The following is a 19,519-nucleotide window of genomic DNA, read 5'->3' as shown; positions in this document are numbered from 1 at the left end:
GAAAAAAATCATACATTCAGCGTCTGGCGCCGCCGTTCCTGAAATTCCAGTGGCGGTACATGCGTATAGGAGCCGATCACCACATCAGGCAGTTCCTGACGATAAATCTCCAGCGCCTGCTTCATGCCGAACACCTGGCCTTTTGCCGGCGGAATCATCGCTAGATAACTGTCCGGATCAATATTAAGATTGCGCATTTGAATCAGACGAATGCCATTCTTACGGATAAAGTCAATCATTGCTTCCATCTCTTCCTCACGATCAAACACGCCTGGAAAGACGAGATAGTTAATGGAGGTGTATACCCCTTTCTCGCTGGCATAGCGCGCCGATTTCGCCACGTTCTCTAGCGTATACGCGCGCGGGCGATAATAAGCGTTGTAATGTTCATCTATAGCGCTAATTGTACTAATGCGCATTAAATCAAGCCCGGCATCGACGATCGCTTTGATATGGTCCGTTAACCCGGCATTTGTGTTAATGTTAACAAAACCCAGCTTTGTCTGCGCCCGCACCCGGCGCATCGCCTGTGTAATAATCGCTGCCTGGGTGGAAGGTTCTCCTTCACATCCTTGACCAAAACTAATGATCGACTCCGGCGTTTTCAGATGGTGCAGCATGACTTCTACTAGCTCGTCCACTGTCGGCTTAAAATTCATTCGTGTCTGTGGCGCCGGAAACCCGCTGTCTTCCGGTTGCTCAGAAATACAGCCATAACAGCCCGCGTTACAGGAATACGATACCGGAAGCCCTGCTTCCCAGCGGTTAAAAAATGTGTTGGACGCAGTTAGGCACCCGTATCCTAGCGTGCAGTTGCTTAAATGATGAAACACACGGTTTTCCGGATATTGTTTCAATACGCTTTTTACCAGACGTTCTTTTTCATCCTCCGGAAAGTTCAAAGGGTTCCATTTGTACGGATCGTCCGACTGTTCAGCCGCCACGTAAAAACCGCCATTATGCCAGACAACCGCCGTGTAGCCAAACAAAGGAAGTTTTTCGTTCTTATCAACTTTTACATAGCCGGGCAACATAAGACGGGTAAACCCTTGCGGCATGAGCGCACCGACCGCCTGATATTCAGTCAGTCGAACCATCTCGCCCGTTTCCGGATCCATACCGACGGGATGACAGTTCGGCAGGCTTACTAAAGTGGCGCCCTCCGGCAGCGGAATCAGCTCTTCTTCCAAAATTTCTATCAGCAAGTCACCGCTGCGGCCCAAGCCGTATAACTCGGGATGATCATATACCTGTCCCTGCTCATCTGCGTAAACCAGATACATATATCAAAGCTCCTTATCTAATTCGTTCGCAAGCACAAAGGGTCGCTACATCCGAAATATTATAATTCACGACGAATCAAAAAGTCAAAGATTGTGCTCTAAAAGGAATTCTCTATAATAAGATTAGCTTGCTAAAACAGGCAATGAACCGGAAAGGAAGGTAGGCGCGAATGCAAATACCGCAGCAGCCCCGCAAAGGCAAAACATCTTTCTCACCCAATATCATAAGCCCGGCCAGAATTCTCGTTATCGGATTTGCCTCCATTATTTTCCTTGGAGCGTTTCTTCTCACACTGCCTGTCGCCACTGTTGATGGGCAAGGGCTTCCATTTGTAGACGCTCTTTTTACGGCCACTTCCGCTACCTGTGTGACTGGCTTGGTAGTTGTCGATACCGGAACAACGTTTACTCTGTTCGGCCAGCTCACAATTCTGGCTATGATCCAGGTTGGCGGGCTGGGGTTTATGACATTTGCCACACTTGTGACGCTTCTGCTGGGAAGAAAAATTTCACTGCGCCAGCGCATCCTGATTCAGGAATCAATGAACCAAATAAACTTAGAGGGAATGGTGCGGCTCGTTAAAAACGTGGTATTGTTTACTTTCATATTTGAAACGGCGGGTGCCATTTTGTTGGCGTTGCGCTGGTCGTTCGATTACGATTGGTCACACGCCTTGTATCTTGGGATTTTCCACGCCATATCTAGCTTTAACAATGCCGGCTTCGATATATTGGGCGGCTTTAAAAGCATGACCGGGTACGTCAGCGATCCGGTTATCAATATCGTAATTATGTTGCTGGTCATTTCCGGTGGTATCGGCTTCATTGTTATCGCGGAGCTTGTCGAGCTTCGCAAAAGAAAAAAGCTTTCCATGCATACCAAAGTCGTACTTACGGCTTCCGCATTCTTAATTCTTATCGGTGCCTTCGTCATCTTTAGCATTGAATACAACAACCCGAAAACAATGGGGCCGCTCAGCTGGACGGGTAAAATTCTGAGCGCGTTTTTCCAATCGGTCGTAGCACGTACAGAAGGTATGAATTCGTTGCCGATTGGCGATCTCCATCAAGCGTCCTTATTTTTCATTATTATCCTGATGTTCATCGGCGCCTCGCCCGGTTCCACCGGCGGTGGTATCAAGACGACAACGTTCATGACACTGCTTGGAGCCGTGTGGGCAATGATCCGCGGCGAGGGGGATGTTGTGTTTTTCAGGCAACGAGTGGACGAAGATAAGGTGTATAAAGCGCTAACAATAACTATGGCATCTGTCCTTCTCGTCATTAGCGTAACCATGATTCTATGCATTACCGAAAAGCAGAGCGAATTTCTTACCATTCTTTTTGAAACGACGTCCGCCTTCGGCACGGTCGGATTATCAATGGGACTGACCCCTCATCTTACAATGTTTGGCAAGATTCTATTGTCGATTGTCATGTTCGCAGGACGCGTCGGACCGCTTACTGTCGCATTCGCGCTGAGCTGGGATCGCAAAAAACGGCGCTTTCGCTATTCTGAGGGTAAAATCATGATCGGATAGAATTTTGAGAGGTTTTTGGCAACCGCTTCTAAAATACTCCAAACCACTGCGCCCCGATAATCAATAACCCCAATATCCAGACATATATCGCAAACGGGCGGAGTGAACCTCGCTTCAGTAAACCTATCATCCAGCGCACGGCAAGATAACCAAATACGGCGGAAAACAACGCACCAAGAAGAAGCGGAGACAGGCCAATTGCCTCTCTGCCTTCCCCGCTAAACAGCTTAGCTCCCTGCAGCATAACCCCGCCTCCAATCGCTGGCAACGAAAGCAGGAAAGAAAAACGTGCAGATGCCTCCCGATTTATACCGCGGAACAATGAAGCAGCGATTGTAAGCCCTGATCTCGACAGTGCAGGCATAATGGCCGCCGCCTGAAAGCAGCCGATAAACAAAGCATCCCTGTATGTAATGTTCTCAATCGGCGCTCCCTCCTTATCTTTCCACCGTTCCGCCATCCAGAGTATAGCTCCCGTCAGAAGAAACTCATAGCCTATCGTTACGCCAGTACGGGAAATCTCTTCAAAAAAGTCTTCAAATAAAAGCCCTGCCCCTGCTGCCGGAATGGTTCCGACCAGCAAAAGGCCCATCAAACGGCTAAACGGTCTTTTTAACATTTCAACCACGTCGTCTCCATAAACTGCCAGCACGGCAAATAAAGTGCCGATATGCAGCATCGTATCCAGAAACAATCCGGCCTCATCCAACCCAAAAAGATGCCGTCCAAGATATAAATGTCCGGTGCTGCTAATGGGGAGAAATTCCGTCAATCCTTGAATCATCCCAAGAATCATCGCCTGAAGTTCGTTCATACTTCTTGTCTCCTTTCTTGTACAATCCTATGAACGAACCAGGTTGAATATAATAAAAAAACCCGCGGGCACGCCTCGCGAGTTTTTCCTGCCTGTACTTCAGAAAGTTTGCATCGAATCTATAATTAAGCCCGCGCTTTAGTTGCGCCTATTTTTTTAATGTCATCAAGTACAAGAGAATCAAGAAATTCCTGGTTGGTTTTCGTTTCGCTAAGCTTTTTAATGAAGGCTTCGGTGAAGTCATTGTTATCATGAATAAATTTGCGGAGCGCCCAGATTTTATCAAGCTCTTCTTTGCTGAATAACAATTCCTCGCGGCGTGTGCCGGAACGGCGGATGTCAATCGCCGGATACACGCGGCGCTCGGCCAGCTTGCGATCCAGGTGAAGTTCCATATTACCCGTACCTTTAAATTCCTCATAGATTACGTCATCCATGCGCGAACCCGTCTCTACGAGCGCGGTGGCAAGAATCGTCAGGCTGCCGCCTTCTTCCACGTTCCGCGCCGATCCAAAGAATCGCTTCGGACGGTGGAATGCAGCAGGATCGATACCCCCGGACAACGTACGTCCACTCGCCGGCACGGTTAGGTTGTACGCGCGCGCCAAACGGGTAATACTGTCCAACAGGATAACTACATCTTTTTTGTGCTCAACTAGGCGCAGGGCGCGCTCCAGCACAAGTTCGGCCACCTTAATATGATTTTCCGGTAATTCGTCAAATGTGGAACTTACGACTTCCCCTTTGACTGAGCGCTGCATATCAGTTACTTCTTCCGGTCTCTCATCAATTAGTAGAACAATCAATTCGACTTGAGGATGGTTGGTTGCGATGCTGTTCGCGATTTCTTTCAACAACACCGTTTTCCCGGCTTTCGGAGGAGCAACAATCAGCCCGCGCTGTCCGAAGCCGACAGGCGCTATTAAATCAATAATACGGGAAGAAATGCTGGTAGGCGATGTTTCGAGCACCATCTTCTTCTGAGGATAAAGAGGCGTTAGCGCCGGGAAATGCAAACGTTCGGGTGAGGTTTCTGGAGGCTCGCCGTTGACCGCGTCAACATGCAGCAATCCGAAATACCGCTCATTTTCTTTCGGCGGCCTTACCTTCCCTGATACTTTGTCGCCGGTTCGTAAATCAAAGCGCCGGATTTGCGAAGCCGAAATATATATATCCTCCGCGCTTGGAAGATAATTGATAGGACGTAAGAAGCCAAAGCCGTCGGGGTGCGTATCCAGCACCCCTTCCATAAACATGTGACCTTGCCGCTCTGCCTGCGCTTGCAAAATCGCAAAAATTAGTTCTCGTTTCTTGAATGTTCCATAATAAGGAATCTGGTATTCTCTCGCCAGCTTATAGAGTTCCGTTAACTTCATTTCTTCTAATTGCGCAAGGTTCATTTCCATATAATGCTCAAACACCACACTTTTCTTAATTAATCTTCATTGTATCCGATTTGGAATTCTATTAGTCTTTCATAACAAATTGCGGTTTGCGTTCAAGACGATGCTGACCCTCGATGAAACGAACCGTTCCTGATTTTGCACGCATAACAATCGATTGGGTAACAGCTTTCGTACCGTCAAAACGCACGCCTTTCAACAATTCGCCATCCGTAACACCCGTCGCTGCGAAAATACAATCGTCGCCTTTTACAAGATCTTCCATACGAAGCACCTGCTTCGGATTTTTTAGTCCCATCTTTTTACAGCGCTCATATTCCGCTTCATCATACGGAACAAGACGTCCCTGGAAGTCACCGCCAAGACATTTCAGCGCCACTGCCGCGATAACCCCTTCCGGTGCGCCGCCGATACCGAATAAAATATCCACACCAGTATGCTCAAACGCTGTATTAATGGCGCCGGCCACGTCTCCATCAGAAATCAGCTTAATTCGAGCGCCAGCTTCGCGAATTTCTTGGATGATTTTCGCGTGACGTTCACGATCCATTACACATGCTACAAGATCGCTAATGTCTTTGCCATTCGCCTGCGCCACCGCTTTTAAATTGTCGATAATCGGCGCATCAATGTCAACCTTTCCCGCCGCTTTCGGACCTACCGCCAGCTTCTCCATATACATGTCAGGCGCATGCAGCAGATTTCCGCGATCAGCTACCGCAAGCACAGTAAGTGCGTTCCACGTTCCTTTGGCAACGATGTTCGTGCCTTCCAGCGGGTCCACAGCCACGTCCACTTCCGGGCCAATGCCCTGGCCCAACTTTTCCCCAATATACAGCATCGGCGCCTCATCCATTTCACCCTCGCCAATGACAACTGTTCCTTGCATCGGCACGGTGTCAAACACAGCGCGCATAGCAGATGTAGCGGCTTCGTCAGCCTCTTCTTTTTTTCCGCGTCCCATCCAGCGCGCGGATGCCAAAGCCGCCGCTTCTGTTACACGTACCAATTCAAGAGTTAAACTGCGTTCCATACTTTTCATCTCCTATTTCTTAGTAAGCACTTTTTATCGGTTTCTCGCGCCACATATCGGCACCCAAACTTCTTAACTTCTCTTCAAGGTTAGCATATCCGCGATCAATATGGTGTACCCCAGTAATTTCCGTAACGCCCTCGGCCATTAATCCGGCCACAATAAGGGCTGCTCCAGCGCGCAAGTCAGTCGCTGTTACCCTGGTGCCTGTAAGTAGCGTCCTTCCCTCAATGACAGCCGAACGTCCCTCTACTTTAATTTTCGCACCCATATTTAATAAATGGTCCACATGCTTAAACCTTGTGTGATAGATGTTATCTGTCACAATACTGGTACCTGAAGCTGCTGTTAAAAGAGAGGTGATAGGCTGCTGAAGATCCGTAGCAAATCCAGGATAAGGAAGAGTTCTTATATCAATCGCTTCATACTTCTCATTACCAATGACGCGAACGGCATCATCGTCTTCTTCCACCCTGACGTTCATCTCCCGCAATTTGGCGATAAGGGATTCAAGATGTCGGGGAATAATATTGTCGATGACGACATCACCACCTGTCGCTGCGGCAAAGATCATGTATGTTCCGGCTTCAATCCGGTCGGGGATAATAGAATGACGGCACCCATGAAGATTTTTCGTACCTTCGATCCGAATTACGTCCGTCCCAGCGCCTTTAATATTTGCACCCATGGCGTTTAACAGCGTTGCGACATCAATAATTTCGGGCTCTTTCGCTGCGTTTTCAATCACGGTTTTACCTTTTGCTCGACACGCAGCCAGCATAATATTAATGGTTGCCCCGACGCTGACCACATCTAGAAAGATTTTGTTACCGACCAATTGTTTCGCTTCAATATGTAAAGCGCCATGCTTATGGAAAAGAGTTGCTCCCAACGCTTCAAATCCTTTAATGTGCTGGTCAATCGGGCGGGGACCAAGATTGCATCCACCTGGCATGCCAACCGTCGCCTGTCCAAACCTGCCCAGCATTGCTCCCATCAAATAATAGGAAGCACGCAGCTCTTTTACTTTTCCATTGGGCATTGGTTTCGCTTCTATATGGCGGGAATCAATGCGCAGTGTATCGTTGTCACGCTCTACTACCGCGCCTAAGTCCTGCAGAATTTCGCTATAGATATGGACATCACTAATATCGGGCACATTGTCCAAAATCACTTCCCCATCGGCCAAAATCGCCGCAGGAATTAGCGCAACCGCGCTGTTCTTTGCTCCGCTGATTTGGATTCTGCCCGCAAGCTTTTGTCCGCCTCTAATGAACAATTTTTCCACAGTTTGATTCCCCTTACTCAACGGGAAAAAGCACCTTTTCTAACACAATTTTTGAAAAGGTGCTTCTTTCCGTTATTATTTTTGTTGCGCTTTTTCCCAGTCGGCAAGAAAGCGTTCAATTCCAATATCCGTAAGCGGGTGCTGCACCATTTGTTTGAAAATCTTGTACGGAATTGTGGCAATGTCCGCCCCCATCTTCGCACACTCTACTACATGCAGCGGATGACGAACGCTCGCCGAAATGATCTCTGTTTCAATGTTGTGGACGCTAAAGATCTGAGAGATATCCTTAATTAGCTGCAAACCTTCATGTGAGATGTCGTCCAAACGCCCAAGGAACGGAGAAACGTATGTTGCGCCTGCGCGCGCCGCAAGCAATGCCTGAGTCGCAGAGAATACGAGCGTTACGTTTGTTTTGATCTTCTTCTTTGTAAAATATTTTACGGCTTTTAAGCCCTCTATCGTCATCGGTACTTTGATCACGATATTTTTAGAAAGCGAAGCGAGCTTTTCACCTTCTTCGATCATACCTTCAGCATCCAGGCTAATGACTTCCGCGCTGATCGGGCCATCGACAATATCAATGATCTCTTTCAGCGTTTCTTCAAAGTCACGCCCTTCCTTTGCCACAAGAGACGGGTTAGTTGTAACACCGGCCAATACGCCCCATTCGTTTACTTCACGAATTTCGTTTACATTGGCTGTATCAATAAAAAATTTCATAATGCACTCCTTCTGTTTCCGTTCCATGCTGGCAAAGTCGGCTTACGCTTTATGGCTGCTGCCGAACTCGCGCATTTTCGCTTTAACGGTTTCTTTAATTGTATCACGCGCCGGACCGAGATATTTTCTTGGGTCGTACAACTCGGGCTTTTCTTCTAGAATTTGACGAACGGTCTTGGAAGCTGCGATTTGGTTTTCCGTATTCACGTTAATTTTTGCTGTACCAAGGGAAATCGCACGCTGAATATCTTTTGTTGGAATGCCTGTACCACCATGCAGCACAAGCGGAACCCCGGTCAGCTTCATAATCTCTTCCATTCTATCAAAACCAAGCTTCGGTTCGCCTTTGTAAGGTCCATGTACAGAGCCGAGCGCAGGTGCGAAGCAGTCTACACCAGTCTCACGCACAAGCTGTTCACATTCAGATGGAACCGCGTACATTGCTTCCGCGTCTTCTACCATCAAATCGTCCTCTTGGCCACCGATGCGGCCCAATTCCGCTTCCACCGATACGCCGAGTGTGTGCGCTACATCCACTACACGCTTCGTGAGCGCAATATTTTCCGCGAGCGGATAGTGCGAACCATCGATCATAACGGATGTAAAGCCTGCATACATCGCTTCCACGCATTTTTCAAAGGAAGAACCATGGTCAAGATGAATCGCCACGGGCACAGTTATTTTATACTCTTCCATCAAAGCTTTTATCATGGCCACAACCAATTTAAATCCGCCCATATAACGAGCAGCACCTTCACTTACTCCAAGGATGACAGGAGACTGTTCTTCTTCCGCCGCTTGCAGGATGGCCTGGGTAAATTCAAGATTATTCAGATTAAATTGACCAACTGCATATTTACCTTCCACGGCTTTATTTAACATTTCTGTCATCGAAACTAATGGCATATGTAAGAATCCTCCTTATTTTCGTGCATACTCTCAAACATTGCTTATTATATCACAATGCAGGATTAGCATGCGAGTTGCTTATTAACCGCCATCCGCAGTTCATCAATATCAAACGGCTTCGTAAAATGCGTCAAAGCTCCTAATTCTGTCGCCTCTTTAATCATATCCAATTCGCCGTAGGCTGTCATCATAATGACTTTCGTATCAGGAGCAATTTTTTTAATTTCTTTTAAGATTTCAAGTCCATCCATGCCAGGGATTTTCATATCAAGAATGACAAGATCCGGCGACTCGTGAATCACAATCTCAAGTGCCTGCTTTCCATTTGCGGCCTGGAACGTTTGATACCCCTCTTTTCCAAATACCTCAAACAACAGCACACGAATCCCATACTGATCATCTACAATTAACACTTTCTTGTCTTTCATGTTACTCCCCCTTCCACCCTTTAATCATGCAACTTACGTAAACTTGACATAAACCTTGTGTAAATCTTGCTGCAACTATGTACGAGATTATGTTTCAGCATTTATTTTACAAATTCGTGGAAACATAAAAAATTCCTGCTTATTTCACAAATGATAAAAAGGGACGAATTTACAACTCGTCCCTTTTAAAACTTATCACTTTTTTAACTGCAACGCAGCGCCTATAAAACCACGGAACAGCGGCTGCGGGCGGTTCGGGCGAGACGCAAATTCCGGATGGAATTGGCTTGCCACAAACCATGGATGATCCGATAGTTCAATTACTTCTACGAGACGTCCGTCCGGAGAAGTACCACTGAATGTAAGACCGGCGTTTTTCAATATTTCCCGATATTGGTTATTAAATTCGTAACGATGACGATGGCGTTCGTATACAAGCTCTTCGCCATATGAAGCGTGCGCGATTGTGCCTTTCTCCAGTTTGCACGGATACAGACCAAGGCGCATCGTACCGCCCAGATTTTCGATATCTTTTTGGTCCGGCAAAAGGTCAATAACCGGGTGTGGCGTAGACGGATTAATTTCTGAGCTGTTTGCATCCTTCAGACCAGCAACATGGCGGGCAAATTCAATCACCGCAACCTGCATACCAAGACAAATGCCAAGGAATGGGATCTTATTTTCGCGCGCATACTTCGTTGCGATAACTTTTCCTTCTACGCCGCGGTCGCCAAATCCGCCCGGCACGAGAATACCGTCCACATGACCAAGCAGATCTGCCACATTATGTTCATATACTTCTTCCGCGTCCACCCACTCGATATTTACTTCAGCATCGTTTTCATAACCGGCATGATATAACGCTTCAGCTACGCTAAGATACGCGTCGTGCAATGACACGTATTTTCCGACGATTGCAATCGTTGTTTTGTGGGAAAGATTTTTGATTTTGTGAAGCATTTCCTTCCATTCTGTCATATCCGCTTCCGGGCAAGTGAGGTTCAAGTGATTGCACACGTATTCATCCAATCCCTGGTCTTTCAGCATCAACGGAACTTCATACAGGGAATCGGCGTCCGTCGCTTCAATTACCGCTTTCGGATCAATATCGCAAAATAGCGCGATTTTTTCTTTCATATCCTGCGACATCAGATGTTCGGTGCGACATACGATTACATTCGGCTGAATCCCCAGGCTACGCAGTTCTTTTACGCTGTGCTGGGTCGGCTTGGTTTTCATCTCACCAGCCGCAGCCAGATACGGAACAAGCGTACAGTGAATGTACATAACGTTTTCACGGCCTACATCGCTCTTGATCTGGCGAATGGCTTCCAGGAACGGAAGGCTCTCGATATCGCCCACAGTACCACCGATTTCCGTAATAACAACATCCGCGTTCGTTTCACGGCCGGCGCGAAATACGCGTTCCTTAATTTCATTGGTAATGTGGGGAATAACTTGCACGGTTCCACCTAAGTAATCGCCCCGACGTTCTTTTGTAATAACGGAAGAATAAATTTTACCCGTTGTCACATTGCTGTTGGAGTTGAGATTAATGTCGATAAAGCGTTCGTAGTGTCCAAGGTCAAGGTCTGTCTCAGCGCCATCCTGGGTAACAAATACTTCCCCATGCTGGTATGGGCTCATGGTACCCGGGTCTACGTTAATGTAAGGATCGAATTTCTGAATGGTCACTTGGAGTCCGCGATTCTTTAACAAGCGGCCCAAAGATGCGGCCGTAATCCCCTTTCCTAAAGAAGAAACTACACCACCAGTCACAAATATATACTTTGCCATACGAATTAAACCCCTCTTTCTTCGCCCATTCAATACTTTTCCACAAACCAATTGGCTGTATGAATCTATAAAATAAAAATAAAAAAAACAAAAGCACTCCCCGGCCGAATATTCGGAGGGGGCACTTTTGTTTTTCATTATATGACATGCACAACGTTTACTTTTAAAGCCCAAAAAGTATTTTATCGTCGTATGTATTACATGTCAAGTTCTTCATCTTCATCTTCCGTATCCAAATCTTCGTCTTCGAGAGCCGACTCGAACTCTTCATCCGCATCTTCATCATAATCAGCGTCTAAATCGTCATGCTCATCATCCGAAGCTTCGATATCATCGTCATCCAATTCATCGTATTCTTCTTCCAGTTCTTCTTCGTCCTCGTAATCATCATCGTCGTCAAGCGCAAATTTGCCGCGGAAACTGCCTTCTGCCGATTCCTCCTGCGTTTCGACGAGATACCAGCGCTTCAATCCCCACAGGTTGTCACCGAGGCAGATAAAACGCCCATCGAGATTGATCTCGGTATATACCTGAGCGATCATGTCCATCGCTTCGGACTCGGACATGTTTTTCATCTCTGTGAGCTGTTTGTATAAATCGCGGTAATACGCCGGTTTCTTTGACTCGTTTAAAATTCGATAAGCGAGATCTACCATCGCCATTTCTTGAATTTTTTCCGCTTCCAGGTTCAAAGCATTGCCCAACCTCGGCACTTCCCTTCTTTAACTTTGATTCAGAAACAAGACGCAAAACCGCGTCCCGGACATACTATACCCTATTATTTAGCATTCCTTATTTTAACCAAATTCATGCACAAAAATCAAGACGGATGTTTGGCGGAGCAGTTCTACCCTCTGAAAAAAGACGAAGGGAAAAAGACAGCGCTTTTTCCCTCATCTTTCAACTCTACATATTCCTACGGTACTGACCGCCTACTTCATAAAGCGCGCCGGTGATCTGGCCCAAGCTTGCGACTTTGACCGTTTCCATCAGCTCCGCGAAGATGTTTCCGCCGCTGCGAGCCACTTCTTTCAAACGCTGGAGTGCAGGGCCCACCTTATCTTTATTGCGTTCCTGGAATGCGCGCAAGTTGTTGATCTGCTGAACCTTCTCTTCCTCTGTTGCACGAGCAAGTTCAATTTCATAGTCTTCTTCAGACGCGTTCGGATTCAGGAATGTATTTACCCCAATAATTGGAAGTTCGCCGCTATGTTTCAATGTCTCATAGTAGAGCGATTCCTCCTGAATCTTGCTGCGTTGATACTGGGTCTCCATCGCACCCAGCACGCCGCCGCGATCGCTTAGGCGCTGAAATTCCGCCAGAACAGCTTCTTCTACCAGATCGGTTAGTTCTTCAATAATAAACGAACCTTGCAGGGGATTTTCATTTTTCGCGAGTCCCAACTCTTTTGTGATAATCATCTGAATCGCCATCGCACGACGCACAGAATTTTCTGTTGGTGTCGTAATTGCTTCGTCATACGCATTTGTATGCAACGAATTGCAGTTATCGTAAAGCGCCATCAATGCCTGCAACGTTGTGCGGATATCGTTAAAATCCATTTCCTGGGCATGCAGCGAACGTCCGGATGTCTGAATGTGATATTTCAGCTTCTGGCTGCGCTCATTCGCACCGTACTTGTACTTCATAACCGTTGACCAGATGCGACGAGCCACCCGTCCAAGCACGCTGTATTCCGGATCGAGACCATTGCTGAAAAAGAATGATAGATTCGGCGCAAAATCATCAATATGCATACCCCGGCTTAAGTAATATTCCACATACGTAAAGCCGTTGGCCAGCGTGAAAGCAAGCTGGGAAATCGGATTCGCGCCCGCTTCGGCAATATGATAGCCAGAAATACTTACGGAATAGTAATTGCGCACTTTGTTCTGAATAAAGTATTCCTGAATATCACCCATCATCTTGAGCGCAAACTCTGTAGAGAAAATACACGTATTCTGACCCTGGTCTTCCTTCAGAATATCGGCCTGCACTGTACCTCGCACGCTTTGCAACGTCCTGGCTTTAATCTGTTCTGCTTCCTCGGCGTTCGGCTCGCGGCCGTTTTCCTTCCTGAATTTCTCCATTTGTTGATCGATAGCCGTATTCATGTACATCGCCAGAATGATCGGCGCCGGGCCGTTAATGGTCATGGACACGGATGTGGACGGATGGCAAAGATCGAATCCAGCATACAGCTTTTTCATGTCATCCAGCGTACAGACGCTAACTCCACTTGTGCCAATTTTTCCGTAAATGTCCGGACGGTAATCCGGATCTTCGCCATACAACGTGACGCTGTCAAACGCAGTGCTGAGCCGCTTCGCTGTGTCTTCCTTGGACAGATAATGGAAACGGCGGTTTGTCCTTTCCGGGGTTCCTTCACCCGCAAACTGGCGCTTCGGATCTTCACCATCACGCTTGAACGGAAATACTCCAGCCGTGTATGGGAAATGGCCAGGCAGGTTCTCTTTCATCACCCAGCGCAAGATTTCGCCCCAATCTTCAAACTTTGGCAACGATACTTTCGGAATACGCGTACCGGACAGAGAAGTCGTGTACAACTTTGTCACGATTTCCCTGTCGCGTACTTTCGTGACGAACTCGTCCTGCTGGTACGCTTCCTTAAGCGCTTTCCAATTATCCAAAATCTTTTTGCTTTCCGGGTGCAATTTTTCTTCATAGTGTGCGATAAGCTTATCAAGTTCCTTTTGAAGATCGGTTGCCAGTTCACCTGTTTGTTTTGCGAGTTCTTCTTTTGTTCCATTCAGTTGGAACAATTTACGTGCGATTTGCACTTGTTTCTCTGTGAAGTTATTGTACTGACGAACCGTATTTGCGATTTCGGCCAGATAATGTACGCGGTCAGACGGAATAATATACTTTTTCTTCGACATTCTGTCTTTGGAAATATCGAGAGTAGTCGGCCATTCCTCACCCGTTTTCTCAGAGATGATCCGCATCAGGTTAACGAATAGTATATTTGTGCCTGGATCGTTGAATTGGCTGGCAATCGTACCGTAAACAGGAACGTCTTCGTCCTTCATATCAAACAGATTGCGACTACGCTTCCATTGCTTCTTCACATCGCGCAGCGCATCTTCTGAGCCACGGCGCTCAAACTTATTGATCGCGATAATGTCCGCGTAATCAATCATATCGATTTTTTCAAGCTGGGTCGGCGCGCCGAATTCGCTCGTCATTACGTACATCGCGACATCACATACCTGCGTAATGCCAGCGTCGCCCTGGCCAATGCCGGAAGTTTCGACGATGATAAAATCATAGCCTGCTGCTTTTACGATATTGATGGCGTCTTCGATCGCCTGGCTAAGTTCACTGTGAGATTTACGAGTCGCCAGCGAGCGCATATATACGCGCGGAGAATGGATAGCATTCATGCGGATACGGTCGCCCAGCAGCGCGCCGCCTGTTTTTTGCTTCGATGGATCCACTGACAGAATGGCAATTGTTTTATCCGGATACTGTTCCAAATAACGGCGCACTAACTCGTCTGTCAACGAGCTTTTGCCAGCCCCGCCTGTTCCTGTGATGCCAAGCACCGGAACCGTTTTTACCATTTCGTTCACTTTTTCAAGCGTGGTTGCTACTTCTTGATCCTGCTTTTCCACGTTTTCCTCCGCCAGTGTAATCAGGCGGCCGATCGCGTTCCAGCTACGATTTTTCAGTTCATGAATTTCTTTTTCTACTTCTTTTGGAGTCGGATAGTCTGTTTGCTGGATCATGTAATTAATCATGCCTTGCAGACCATACTTACGTCCGTCATCCGGAGAAAAAATTTTCGTTACACCGTATTCATGCAGTTCGCGAATTTCAGAAGGAACTATGACACCGCCGCCACCGCCAAACACCTTAATATGGGAGGCGCCCTTTTCTTTTAGTAAATCAATAATGTACTTAAAATACTCCACATGGCCGCCCTGGTATGAACTAACTGCGATTCCCTGCACATCTTCCTGAATGGCGGCATTTACGACTTCTTCTACTGAACGGTTGTGGCCAAGGTGAATCACTTCCACCCCGGACGCCTGCAAAAGGCGACGCATGATGTTAATGGAAGCATCATGACCGTCGAACAGGCTGGCAGCTGTGACAAAACGGACATTATGTTTTGGACGATAAATATTCGTTTCCATTTTGTTCTCCTCCTTCAAGGTCGCGAATCGGACGCGCTTTTTCAATCATAATCACTAAACCCGGTCTAAGGAAGGTTTCTCCTTTCACTAGGTGTCTTCCCAATCACTCTTCTGTTAGCTCGCGCAAAATCAGAGACGTCTGCATTTCCATATACTCTTCCAGCGTGTAGTGCTTATGCAAACTCCAACGCCGGAACGTCCACATTTCTCCCAGCACAACAATGTTATGGGCCATCAGCTTAATGTACTTCTCATCGATTTTAAGGGAACCGTCTTCCCGGCCCCGGCGCAAAATTTCTTCAAAAAAACTCGTAATTTCTTCTTCTTTGGCCAAAACGTACTTCATCGCTTCTTTCGGCAACGATTTAATTTCCTGATAAATCAGAAGTACACGATCCTGCATTTCATCCATTACACGCAGAAAACCTTTGATCGCTGCCTTTAGCATCACAGCGCCGCTGACGCCGTTTACCAGCACTTCCTTTAATCCTTTTTCCACACCTTCGTGAATCGCATCGCATACAAGATAGAGAACATCTTCTTTTGATTCAATGTATTCATATAATGTACCTATGCTGAATCCTGACGCACGGGAAATTTCACGGGTCGTTGTCTTGTGAAAACCTTTGGAGATGAAAAGCTCAACCGCAGCTTCGATAATTTGATCGCGCCGCTTTTCGATAAGTTTCGGATCTTTTACCATCGAAGGAATCGATTTTCGATGTTCCATTGTTTCATTACTCCTTTCCTCACGCCGACTGAGCGATTGCTCAGAGTGCAGGGAAAAAGAAAAGGCACACGGCCTTCTCTTTCTTCTTGATTTTATTATACGCGTGAAGAAATCGAATCCGCAACATTTTTCAGAAAACTATTTTTCTTTCACCAATTGTCTAAGCAAGCGATCGGCTACTTCATACGGATTGACTTCGCGGCGGGCCACCTGTTCCATCGTTTCTTTATACGCTTCACCGCGCAGGTTTGTTACGACAAGCCTGTGCACCTCATGTTCGACGATTTCCGCCACTTCTTCTTTTAAATGAGATGCACGTCGCTTCTCCCATTCTCCGCTCTCTTTGAGGTATTCGTTATGGTCAAGGAACGCCCGCCACGCCTCAGCAATCCCTTTGTTCTGCAGGGTAATCGTTTTAACGATCGGTGGACGCCAGGGGGCGTTATGCTTGACAAGATCCAGCATTTGTTCAACTTCACGAAATAGCTTCTCTGTACCCGGCAAATCGGCCTTATTCAGGATAAACAAATCCGCGATTTCCATAATACCTGCTTTGAACGCCTGCACAGTATCACCGCCGCCTGGATTAAGCACAACCGCCGTCGAATCAGCAATGTTCATAATATCAAGCTCCGATTGGCCAACACCGACCGTCTCAATGATAATTACATCCTTGCCGTATGCGTCCAATATGCGTACCGCTTCCTTCGTGGAACGAGCCAGCCCGCCCAGACTACCGCGCGTGCCCATACTGCGGATAAACACACCTTCGTCAAGAAAATGATCCTGCATGCGGATACGATCCCCCAGAATGGCCCCCCCGGTAAACGGACTGGTAGGATCAACCGCTATAATTCCGACGGTCAGGCTCTGTTTACGCAAATACCCGATTAACTTATCGACAAAAGAACTTTTTCCTGCACCTGGAGAGCCAGTAATGCCGACAAGAAACGCTTTTCCCGTGTATGGAAACACATCTTGTAGAATTTCTTTTTTCTCTGGATGATCATCTTCTATATAGGAGATCGCACGGGCAACCGCCCGACGATCTCCCGCCAAAATCCGTTCTACCAGTGTATGCAATGCGTTCACATCCTTAGTCTTTAAGCAGATAGTTCGAGATAACAAGACGCTGGATTTCGTTTGTTCCTTCATAGATTTGCGTAATCTTCGCATCGCGCATAAAACGTTCGACCGGATATTCACGCGTGTAACCATAGCCGCCGAAAATTTGCACGGCGTCTGTCGTCACTTCCATTGCAATATCGCCCGCGAATAGCTTTGCCATCGCCGATGCTTTGCCGTATGGCAAGCTGTTGTCTTCCAAATATGCCGCTTGATATGTCAACAGACGCGCTGCTTCAACTTTTGTCGCCATATCAGCCAGCTTGAACGCAATTGCCTGCTGCGCGGCAATCGGTTTGCCGAACTGATGACGTTCCTTCGCGTACGCAAGCGCGTGCGTCAGCGCACCGTCCGCAATTCCCACAGCCTGCGCTGCAATACCGTTACGGCCGCCGTCCAGGGTCATCATTGCAATCTTAAAACCCTGACCTTCTTGGCCAAGCACATTTTCCGCCGGAACGCGGCAATCTTCGAAAATGACCTCAGTTGTCGCAGAAGAGCGGATACCCAGTTTCTTTTCTTTTTTGCCGACTTTGAACCCTGGCATATCTTTCGTGACGATAAACGCCGTTTGGCCTTTATGCTTCAACTCCGGCGTGGTCGCTGCAAATACGATATAGATATCCGCCAGGCCACCATTGGTAATGAAAATTTTGCTGCCATTCAGGATATAGTGATCGCCATCTTTCTTCGCTGTTGTCTTCATGCCAGCTGCATCGGAACCCGACCCCGGCTCCGTCAAACAATACGCCCCCATGCTTTTGCCTTCCGCAAGCGGGCGAAGATATTTTTGCTTTTGTTCTTCCGTACCAAATTTGTAAATCGGCCAGCTCGCCAGCGAAGTATGCGCGGATAAGGTAACGCCGACGGAAGCATCAACCCGGGACAGCTCCTCCACCGCGATCACATAGCTTAAATAATCGAAACCTGCGCCGCCGTATTTTTCATCCCAGGGAATTCCGGTAAGTCCCAACTCAGCCAGCTTATCAAACACTTCCATGTCGAAACGTTCCGCTTCGTCGCGTTCCGCAGCTTTGTCAGCCAACTCGTTTTCCGCAAACTCGCGCACCATTTTGCGTATCATTTTGTGTTCTTCAGATAGTTGAAAATCCATGCGTCTCCACTCCCTTTATTATTTATTTAACAAGTGTTTGGAAATTACAATGCGTTGAATCTGGTTGGTTCCCTCATAAATTTGCGTAACTTTGGCGTCACGGAAATAGCGCTCTACAGGATATTCGCGTGTATAGCCATAGCCGCCAAAAATCTGCACAGCTTCTGTCGCCACTTTCATTGCAGTATCCGTCGCGAAACGCTTGGCCATAGAGGCTTCCATCCCACACTTAATACCCTGGTTACGCAGAGAAGCCGCACGGTATACAAGCATGCGGGACGCTTCAATTTGGGTCGCCATGTCGGCCAGCTTAAATGCAATCGCCTGTTGTGCAGCAATCGGTTTGCCGAATTGATGACGCTCTTTTGCGTACGCGAGCGCGTGTTCAAACGCACCTTCTGCAATCCCTAGACCTTGCGCTGCAATGCCGATGCGACCCACATCCAGGTTTGCCATCGCAATCGTAAAGCCCATGCCTTCTTCACCAAGCAAGTTTTCGGCTGGCACTTCGGCATTGTCAAAAATGAGTTCTGTCGTATTAGAACCTTGAAGGCCCATTTTCTTTTCTTTTTTGCCTACCTGAAATCCCGGCGTATCCTTTTCTACGATAAAAGCAGAGATTCCTTTGGGCCCTTTCGACGGATCGGTGACAGCGAATGTTATATAAGTGTCTGCTACACCGCCGTTTGTAATAAATATTTTCGAACCATTCAGGATATACTTGTCACCCTTTTTCACCGCAGACGTCCGTATACTTGCCGCATCGGAGCCGGCATTCGGTTCTGTAAGTGCAAACGCGCCAATATATTGTCCAGAAGCCAACTTCGGTACGTATTTTTTCTTCTGTTCCTCGCTTCCAAAATAAAGGATCGGATTCGTGCCTACCGATGTATGAACGGACAGAATAACGCCAACGGTCGGGCTGACTTTGGAAATCTCATGAATGGCAATGATGTAAGAGACAAAATCCGCTGCCGAGCCACCCCACTCCTCTGCCACTGGAATTCCCATCAAGCCGTATTCGCCCATTTTGCGGATGAGCTCGAGCGGGAATTCATCGGTTTCTTCCATTTTTTCTACCTGCGGCGCGATCACTTCACGAGCAAAATCACGCACCATACGACGCATCATTTCCTGCTCTTCTGTAAACTGCAAATGCATGGTTTCTCC

General features: G+C 47.3%; 16 protein-coding genes. 1 reads left to right on the top strand and 15 read right to left on the bottom strand.

Annotated elements, in window-relative coordinates:
* Positions 1-8 precede the first annotated feature (8 nt).
* Entirely contained in the window at positions 9-1,283 is a 1,275-nt protein-coding gene (locus tag ACH33_RS01360; protein WP_057897382.1) for a radical SAM family protein, read from the bottom strand.
* A gap of 170 nt (positions 1,284-1,453) precedes the next feature.
* On the opposite strand from ACH33_RS01360, the gene ACH33_RS01355 reads away from it, so the two are divergent.
* On the top strand, positions 1,454-2,824 hold the full coding sequence (locus ACH33_RS01355) for a TrkH family potassium uptake protein (protein ID WP_057897381.1): 1,371 nt from the start codon (positions 1,454-1,456) through the stop codon (positions 2,822-2,824).
* 28 nt (positions 2,825-2,852) lie between these two features.
* Here the strand turns inward: ACH33_RS01355 and ACH33_RS01350 are convergent, their stop codons facing one another.
* The 14 genes from ACH33_RS01350 to ACH33_RS01285 all read right to left on the bottom strand — a co-directional run bounded on the left by ACH33_RS01350 (position 2,853) and on the right by ACH33_RS01285 (position 19,510).
* On the bottom strand, positions 2,853-3,638 hold the full coding sequence (locus ACH33_RS01350; RefSeq protein ID WP_057897380.1) for an undecaprenyl-diphosphate phosphatase: 786 nt from the start codon (positions 3,636-3,638) through the stop codon (positions 2,853-2,855).
* A 125-nt stretch (positions 3,639-3,763) separates the two neighbouring features.
* Entirely contained in the window at positions 3,764-5,044 is a 1,281-nt protein-coding gene (gene rho / locus ACH33_RS01345) for a transcription termination factor Rho (protein WP_057900203.1), read from the bottom strand.
* 61 nt (positions 5,045-5,105) lie between these two features.
* On the bottom strand, positions 5,106-6,074 hold the full coding sequence (glpX, locus tag ACH33_RS01340) for a class II fructose-bisphosphatase (protein ID WP_057897379.1): 969 nt from the start codon (positions 6,072-6,074) through the stop codon (positions 5,106-5,108).
* Between the two features lie 19 nt (positions 6,075-6,093).
* On the bottom strand, positions 6,094-7,362 hold the full coding sequence (locus tag ACH33_RS01335; RefSeq protein WP_057897378.1) for a UDP-N-acetylglucosamine 1-carboxyvinyltransferase: 1,269 nt from the start codon (positions 7,360-7,362) through the stop codon (positions 6,094-6,096).
* A 75-nt stretch (positions 7,363-7,437) separates the two neighbouring features.
* Complete coding sequence (fsa, locus tag ACH33_RS01330) at positions 7,438-8,085, bottom strand: fructose-6-phosphate aldolase (RefSeq protein WP_057897377.1); 648 nt, start codon at positions 8,083-8,085, stop codon at positions 7,438-7,440.
* A 42-nt stretch (positions 8,086-8,127) separates the two neighbouring features.
* Entirely contained in the window at positions 8,128-8,991 is an 864-nt protein-coding gene (gene fba, locus ACH33_RS01325) for a class II fructose-1,6-bisphosphate aldolase (RefSeq protein ID WP_057897376.1), read from the bottom strand.
* 65 nt (positions 8,992-9,056) lie between these two features.
* Complete coding sequence (locus ACH33_RS01320) at positions 9,057-9,422, bottom strand: response regulator (RefSeq protein ID WP_057897375.1); 366 nt, start codon at positions 9,420-9,422, stop codon at positions 9,057-9,059.
* Positions 9,423-9,617: 195 nt separating this feature from the next.
* The gene (locus tag ACH33_RS01315; RefSeq protein ID WP_057897374.1) at positions 9,618-11,219 is read right to left on the bottom strand and encodes a CTP synthase; all 1,602 of its coding nucleotides are present in this window, start codon (positions 11,217-11,219) and stop codon (positions 9,618-9,620) included.
* A 197-nt stretch (positions 11,220-11,416) separates the two neighbouring features.
* The gene (gene rpoE / locus ACH33_RS01310; protein WP_082705833.1) at positions 11,417-11,923 is read right to left on the bottom strand and encodes a DNA-directed RNA polymerase subunit delta; all 507 of its coding nucleotides are present in this window, start codon (positions 11,921-11,923) and stop codon (positions 11,417-11,419) included.
* A 202-nt stretch (positions 11,924-12,125) separates the two neighbouring features.
* On the bottom strand, positions 12,126-15,380 hold the full coding sequence (gene icmF, locus ACH33_RS01305; RefSeq protein ID WP_057897373.1) for a fused isobutyryl-CoA mutase/GTPase IcmF: 3,255 nt from the start codon (positions 15,378-15,380) through the stop codon (positions 12,126-12,128).
* Between the two features lie 103 nt (positions 15,381-15,483).
* On the bottom strand, positions 15,484-16,110 hold the full coding sequence (locus ACH33_RS01300) for a TetR/AcrR family transcriptional regulator (RefSeq protein ID WP_057897372.1): 627 nt from the start codon (positions 16,108-16,110) through the stop codon (positions 15,484-15,486).
* Positions 16,111-16,248: 138 nt separating this feature from the next.
* Positions 16,249-17,193, bottom strand: a complete 945-nt coding sequence (gene meaB / locus ACH33_RS01295; protein WP_057897371.1) for a methylmalonyl Co-A mutase-associated GTPase MeaB — start codon at positions 17,191-17,193, stop codon at positions 16,249-16,251.
* Positions 17,194-17,206: 13 nt separating this feature from the next.
* Complete coding sequence (locus ACH33_RS01290; protein WP_057897370.1) at positions 17,207-18,349, bottom strand: acyl-CoA dehydrogenase; 1,143 nt, start codon at positions 18,347-18,349, stop codon at positions 17,207-17,209.
* 18 nt (positions 18,350-18,367) lie between these two features.
* Positions 18,368-19,510 (bottom strand): acyl-CoA dehydrogenase, encoded by a 1,143-nt coding sequence (locus tag ACH33_RS01285; protein ID WP_057897369.1) that lies wholly within the window; start codon positions 19,508-19,510, stop codon positions 18,368-18,370.
* Positions 19,511-19,519: the final 9 nt, after the last annotated feature.

The organism is Aneurinibacillus sp. XH2 (assembly GCF_001439585.2).
Taxonomy (GTDB): domain Bacteria; phylum Bacillota; class Bacilli; order Aneurinibacillales; family Aneurinibacillaceae; genus Aneurinibacillus; species Aneurinibacillus thermoaerophilus.
Note: the sequence above shows the minus strand (reverse complement) of the source record. Positions and strands in the feature narration are given on the sequence as shown.

Bases quoted from the DNA above. Each gene is read 5' to 3' on its own strand.
- ACH33_RS01290 (WP_057897370.1), bottom strand. From the start codon at position 18,349: ATGGATTTTCAACTATCTGAAGAACACAAAATGATACGCAAAATGGTG.
- icmF (WP_057897373.1), bottom strand. From the start codon at position 15,380: ATGGAAACGAATATTTATCGTCCAAAACATAATGTCCGTTTTGTCACA.
- fba (WP_057897376.1), bottom strand. From the start codon at position 8,991: ATGCCATTAGTTTCGATGACAGAAATGTTAAATAAAGCCGTGGAAGGT.
- ACH33_RS01315 (WP_057897374.1), bottom strand. From the start codon at position 11,219: ATGGCAAAGTATATATTTGTGACTGGTGGTGTAGTTTCTTCTTTAGGA.
- fsa (WP_057897377.1), bottom strand. From the start codon at position 8,085: ATGAAATTTTTTATTGATACAGCCAATGTAAACGAAATTCGTGAAGTA.
- glpX (WP_057897379.1), bottom strand. From the start codon at position 6,074: ATGGAACGCAGTTTAACTCTTGAATTGGTACGTGTAACAGAAGCGGCG.
- ACH33_RS01350 (WP_057897380.1), bottom strand. From the start codon at position 3,638: ATGAACGAACTTCAGGCGATGATTCTTGGGATGATTCAAGGATTGACG.
- ACH33_RS01285 (WP_057897369.1), bottom strand. From the start codon at position 19,510: ATGCATTTGCAGTTTACAGAAGAGCAGGAAATGATGCGTCGTATGGTG.
- ACH33_RS01320 (WP_057897375.1), bottom strand. From the start codon at position 9,422: ATGAAAGACAAGAAAGTGTTAATTGTAGATGATCAGTATGGGATTCGT.
- ACH33_RS01355 (WP_057897381.1), top strand. From the start codon at position 1,454: ATGCAAATACCGCAGCAGCCCCGCAAAGGCAAAACATCTTTCTCACCC.
- ACH33_RS01300 (WP_057897372.1), bottom strand. From the start codon at position 16,110: ATGGAACATCGAAAATCGATTCCTTCGATGGTAAAAGATCCGAAACTT.
- ACH33_RS01360 (WP_057897382.1), bottom strand. From the start codon at position 1,283: ATGTATCTGGTTTACGCAGATGAGCAGGGACAGGTATATGATCATCCC.
- rho (WP_057900203.1), bottom strand. From the start codon at position 5,044: ATGGAAATGAACCTTGCGCAATTAGAAGAAATGAAGTTAACGGAACTC.